Here is a 5,120-nt window from a genome sequence, read left to right on the forward strand (position 1 = left end):
CGGAGGGCTGACGGCCCGAGGCTGGGCGGGCTGCTGGGCGGGGCTGCTGCGCAACACCATCGTCGGGTCGGTCACGTGGTCGCACATGTCGGCGAACCTGGCCTGGCCGCAGGGCCCCGACTCGAACGAGATCGTGGCCAACCGCATCGTCGGAAGCCTCTCCTGTTTCGGGAACACGCCAGCGGCGCAGATCGGCGACGCGACGGAGAACCCGGCCAACGTGCCGCCGACGAACCAGGTCACGGGGGCCAAGCGCGGCGAGTGCGCCGGGCTCTGACCACAAGAGAGCGCCGCGCGGGGAGGACAGGGAAGGGGGGCGGGGTGCGGGGAATCCCGGGGACTTATGCCGCTCACGCCGGGACCGCCGCGTCAGCGCTGTGTCGTGTCGGTGACCTCACCCACGAGCTCCTCGATGACGTCCTCGAGGAAGACGACCCCGGACACTGCGCCGTGCTCGTCCACGACGCGAGCCAGGTGTGCTCCGGTCAGCTGCATCGTCGCCAGCACCTGCTCGATCTCGTCCTCGCCGCGGACAGTCGCGAGCCGCCGGATCCGCTTTGGTGGGATCGGTTGCTCATGCCGTTCGTCGTCGGCGTAGAGGATGTCCTTCAGGTGCAGGTAGCCGGCCACCTCGCCGGAGACATCCTCGACCGGGTAGCGCGAGAACCCGTGTCTCGCGACGAGGTGCTCGATGTCGTCGGGTGTCGCGCCGAGGGCGACGCACACGAGCTGTCGCGTGGCGACCGCGACATCGCCTGCCGTCTTGTCCGAGAACTCGAGCGTCTTGGCGACGAGCCCGTGCCGCGCCTCCTCGATGAGGCCCTCCTGACGGGACTCACTGACGATCGCAGCCACCTCCTCGACGGTGAAGACGGAGGTGATCTCGTCCTTCGGGTCCACCCCGAAGAGCCGGACCAGGGACTTGGCGGTGCGTTCCATCGCTCGGACCACGGGGCGGAGCAGGTTGGACAGGACGTGCAGCGCTGGCACCAGCAGCAGCGCCATCCGGTCTGGGCCGGCGATGGCGATGTTCTTCGGGATCATCTCACCGACGACCACGTGCAGGTAGGACACGATGAGCAGGGCGAAGGCGAGCGCAAGGCCCCCCGCCCAGACCTCGGGCAGCCCGGCGATGTGCAACGGGGGCTCGAGCAGGTGGTGCAGCGCCGCCTCCGCAAGGGCACCGAGGCCGACCGAGCAGACCGTGATGCCCAGCTGGGCGGTGACGAGCATCGAGCCGAGCCTCTCGAGGGCGACCAGCGACGTGGCGGCCCGCTTGCTCCCCGCCTCGGCGAGCGGTTCGAGGGACGACCGGCGCACGGCCATGGCCGCGAACTCGGCGCCGACGAAGAAGGCGTTGCCCAGCAGCAGCAGGACGGAGATGCCGAGCGCGAGGCCGGTCGTCACGCTCCCTCCCCAGGCCGCTCCGCGCGCGTGCGCGTGTCATCGGCGGGCTCGCGATCGGGTACCACCTGCTCGGGTTCGGAGGGTTCGGGTAGGGACTCGGGGTCGGGCACGAACCGGAGCCGGTCGATGCGGCGACCCGCCATCGCCCCGACTGTGACGTGCCACCCGGGTATAGCAACGATGTCACCGACGACGGGGATCCGGCCGAGCCGCGCCATCACGAAGCCGCCCATGGTCTCGTACTCGGGCCCGTCCGGGACGTCCGCGTCGAAAGCGTCTCGCACCTCGTCGGGGCGCCACAGCCCGGGCACCGTCCACGAGCCGTCGAGCAGGGCCCGTCCGCCCTGCCGCGCGCGGTCGTGCTCGTCGGCGACCTCGCCGACGATCTCCTCGACGACGTCCTCGAGGGTCACCACCCCTGAGGTGCCCCCGTACTCGTCGACGACGACCGCCATCTGGAAGCCTCCCTCACGCAGCTGGCGCAGGAGCGGGTCGAGGCGGATCGTCTCCGGCACGACGAGACGCTCGGACATGAGAGCCGACACGGGTACGTCCTTGCGACGCTCGTGCGGAACGGCCATCGCCTTCTTGACGTGGACGACGCCGTCGATGTCGTCCCAGTCGTTGCCGAGAACAGGGAAGCGCGAGTGTCCGGTGCGGCGAGACAGGCGCAGTACGTCCTCGGCCGACTCGTCGCGGTGGATCCCCGTGCAGCGGACCCGAGGGGTCATGACGTCGTCCGCGGATCGCTCCCCGAAGCCGAGCGACCGGGTCAGCATCCGAGCGGTCGTCACGTCGAGCGTGCCGGCCTCGGCAGACCGCTGGACGAGACTCGTCAGCTCCTGCGGGGTCCGGGCGGCCGACAGCTCCTCCTGGGGCTCGATCCCCATCGCGCGCAGGGCCCGGTTGGCCGAGCCGTTGAGCAGCAGGACGAGGGGCCTGAACAGGCCTGCGAAGAAGCGTACGGGCAGAGCGACGACCTTCGCGGTCGCGAGCGGCGCCGAGATGCCGAGGAACTGCGGGAGCAGCTCCCCGCAGACCATGGAGAAGGCCGTGATCAGGACGAGCGCGGCTGCGCTCGAGACGGCGACGGCGGCCCCCCTCGGCAGGCCCGCAGAGCCCAGCGGGCCGGCAAGCAGCGCGCCTATCGAGGGTTGAGCGAGGTAGCCGACCACCAAGGTCGTGAGGGTGATCCCGACCTGGGCGGCCGACAGCTGCGTCGAGAGCTGCTTGAGGGACCTGAGCACGACGCGCGCTCCGCTGTCTCCCTCGTCGATCGCCCGTTGCACGGCCGGGCGGTCGAGCGCGACGAGGCTGAACTCCGCGGCGACGAAGAGTGCGGTGCCGGCTGTCAGCACGACGGCGCCCAGCACCAGGAGCCACTCGGTCATAGTCTCCCCACTATATGGAGCCCAGCTCTCGTGCGGCGTGTGGTTCGATGGGCCCGCAGCATCGAGGAGGAGACGACGCATGACGGCGGCACCCGAGCGCGGCGCGGGCAGGATCGAGATCCGTGGACTGACGAAGCGCTTCGGGACGTTCACCGCTGTGGACCGGCTCGACCTCACCGTGCAGCCCGGTCGGATCACCGGCTTCCTGGGCCCCAACGGCAGCGGCAAGACGACGACGCTGCGGATGCTGCTCGGGCTGATCCGTCCGAGCGCCGGCACGGCCACCATCGACGGCCGCCGGTACCGCGACATCGCCGACCCGCTGACCGTCGTCGGCTCGGCCCTCGAGGCGACCAACTTCCACCCCGGGCGCACCGGGCGCGACCACCTCAGGGTCCTCGCCGCGGTGGCGAAGGTCCCCGACCGCCGGGTCGACGAGCTCCTCGAGCTCGTCGGCATCCCGGCTGCCGCACGCCAGCGGGCCGGCGGCTACTCGATGGGGATGCGGCAACGGCTGGGTCTGGCCAGCGCGCTGCTCGGCGACCCTCGGGTCATCATCCTCGACGAGCCGGCCAACGGGCTCGACCCGGAGGGCATCAGATGGCTGCGTGGTTTCCTGCGCCACCTCTCCAGCGAGGGCCGCACCCTGCTCATCTCGAGCCACATGCTCTCGGAGGTGGAGCAGACCGTCGACGACATCGTCATCATCGCCAACGGCCGGCGTGTCGCGGAGGGGAGGATCGCGGACCTGCACGGGGACTCGGCGGCATACGTCCGCTCGTCCGACATCCCCGGACTGATGGAGGCCCTGCGACGAGAGGGTATCGACAGCGGGGCCCGCGACGAGGGCCTCACGGTCCACAGTGGCGACCTCGACCGGATCGGCGACATCGCCCTGGCGGCCGGCGTGCCGATCCACGAGCTGCGCACCGAGCAGACCCGACTGGAGGAGCTCTTCTTCAACCTGACCGAGTCGGACGAGCACCGCAACCGCAACCGGGGCGGGATGGGCGAGTCGGCGCCCCGAGCGCTCCCGTCGCCCACGGGGTCACCGGTGTCGACCACCGCACCGACCGAGGAGGTGGGCCGGTGAGCGCGGTGATCCGGTCGGAGTTCCGCAAGTTCTTCACGACCCGTCTCTGGTGGGGCATGGCCATCGCCGTGTTCCTCAGCGGGGCCGCGTTCGCGATGATCATCGGGCTCATCTTCACCAGCAGCGCGATGTCCGGCGAGACGCCGCCGGTGTATGCACGAACCGACGCCGCCCTCGCGAAGATGGTCTTCACCAGCGGTATCCAGGTCGGGTACCTGCTGACCCTCGCGGTCGGGATCATGATGATCGGCTCGGAGTACCGGCACGAGACGATCACCTCGACGTTCCTCGGGACACCTCGGCGTGGTCGCGTCATGGGCGCCAAGGTCGTCACGCTGCTCGGCGTCGGGGCCATGTACGGGATCGTCTCCCTGCTCGGCTCGGTCGTGGCCGGCACCATCATCCTTACCGCCCGCGGGCACAGCGCCTTCGGCGACCCGTCGATCTGGCGGACGCTCGCGCTCTCCCTGCTCGTCCTCGGGTTGTGGGCCCTCATCGGCCTGGGTGCCGGCATCCTCATCCCGAACCAGGTCGCCGCGCTGCTCATCTCGATCGGGGTGGCCTGGATCGTCGAGCCGATCCTCGGCGTGGTGCTCGCCATCCCCTCGTGGGGTCAGCACATCACCCCGTACCTGCCGAGCCAGGCGACCAGTGCCACGCTCGGCACCGTGAGCAGCGGCTTCGACGGCGAGGCCGTGGCCCAGCTCAGCTGGTGGGCGGGGGCGCTGGTGCTCGCGGCGTATGCCGCCGTCATGGCCGGCGTCGGCACCTGGCGGACCGTGCGCGCGGACATCTCCTGACCTCGGCGGGCTGCCGCGCCGACCGCCCCGGCCATTCGGCCCCGACGCCGCTGCCGACCGTCGCGTCACCCGTGCGCGGGAGTCGGCGGGTCCAGCCCCAGCGGGCTAGGCTGGCACCGTATCCGCCAAGAGGCCATGAAAGAGGCGCATTCACCGTGTCCGAGCAGCCCACGTCCAACGACCCGATGGCAGCATTCGGGCCGAACGAATGGCTCGTCGACGAGCTGTACCAGCAGTACCTGTCGGACAAGAACTCCGTCGACCGGGCCTGGTGGAGCTTCTTCGAGGACTACCAGCCCGACCGCACCGTCGGCGGCGGCAACGGCACGGTCGCCCCGGAGCGGCCGGCTCCGGCCGCCGCGCCTGCGCCTACCTCCGCTCCGTCCCCCGCCGCGACCGCGCCTCAGCCTGCCCCGGCCACCGCTGCCG

General features: G+C 70.9%; 6 protein-coding genes. 4 read left to right on the top strand and 2 right to left on the bottom strand.

The features are described 5' to 3' along the window. Positions 1–277: hypothetical protein (locus L0H79_RS20585; RefSeq protein WP_301486508.1), on the top strand; the 277-nt coding region annotated here is incomplete at its 5' end. Between the two features lie 92 nt (positions 278–369). Here L0H79_RS20585 and L0H79_RS20590 read toward each other — a convergent pair. Continuing rightward, positions 370–1,407, bottom strand: coding sequence for a hemolysin family protein (locus L0H79_RS20590; protein ID WP_301486509.1), 1,038 nt, complete (start codon positions 1,405–1,407; stop codon positions 370–372). After that, positions 1,404–2,798 carry a hemolysin family protein gene (locus L0H79_RS20595; RefSeq protein WP_301486510.1) on the bottom strand — a complete coding sequence of 465 codons (1,395 nt, stop codon included), beginning with the start codon at positions 2,796–2,798 and terminating at the stop codon, positions 1,404–1,406. Before L0H79_RS20595 ends, L0H79_RS20590 begins: the two co-directional genes overlap by 4 nt. Positions 2,799–2,877: 79 nt before the next feature. Here L0H79_RS20595 and L0H79_RS20600 point away from each other — a divergent pair, with 79 nt between their 5' ends. The 3 genes from L0H79_RS20600 to L0H79_RS20610 form a co-directional block, all read left to right on the top strand. Next, entirely contained in the window at positions 2,878–3,891 is a 1,014-nt protein-coding gene (locus L0H79_RS20600) for an ABC transporter ATP-binding protein (protein ID WP_301486511.1), read from the top strand. Beyond that, positions 3,888–4,691, top strand: coding sequence for an ABC transporter permease (locus L0H79_RS20605; RefSeq protein ID WP_301486512.1), 804 nt, complete (start codon positions 3,888–3,890; stop codon positions 4,689–4,691). Before L0H79_RS20600 ends, L0H79_RS20605 begins: the two co-directional genes overlap by 4 nt. Before the next feature lie 155 nt (positions 4,692–4,846). Continuing rightward, a partial coding sequence (locus L0H79_RS20610; protein WP_301486513.1) for a hypothetical protein occupies positions 4,847–5,120 on the top strand: 274 nt, incomplete at its 3' end.

Source organism: Intrasporangium sp., assembly GCF_030452765.1.
Classification (GTDB): domain Bacteria; phylum Actinomycetota; class Actinomycetes; order Actinomycetales; family Dermatophilaceae; genus Intrasporangium_A.

Bases quoted from the DNA above. Each gene is read 5' to 3' on its own strand.
- L0H79_RS20595 (WP_301486510.1), bottom strand. From the start codon at position 2,798: ATGACCGAGTGGCTCCTGGTGCTGGGCGCCGTCGTGCTGACAGCCGGC.
- L0H79_RS20600 (WP_301486511.1), top strand. From the start codon at position 2,878: ATGACGGCGGCACCCGAGCGCGGCGCGGGCAGGATCGAGATCCGTGGA.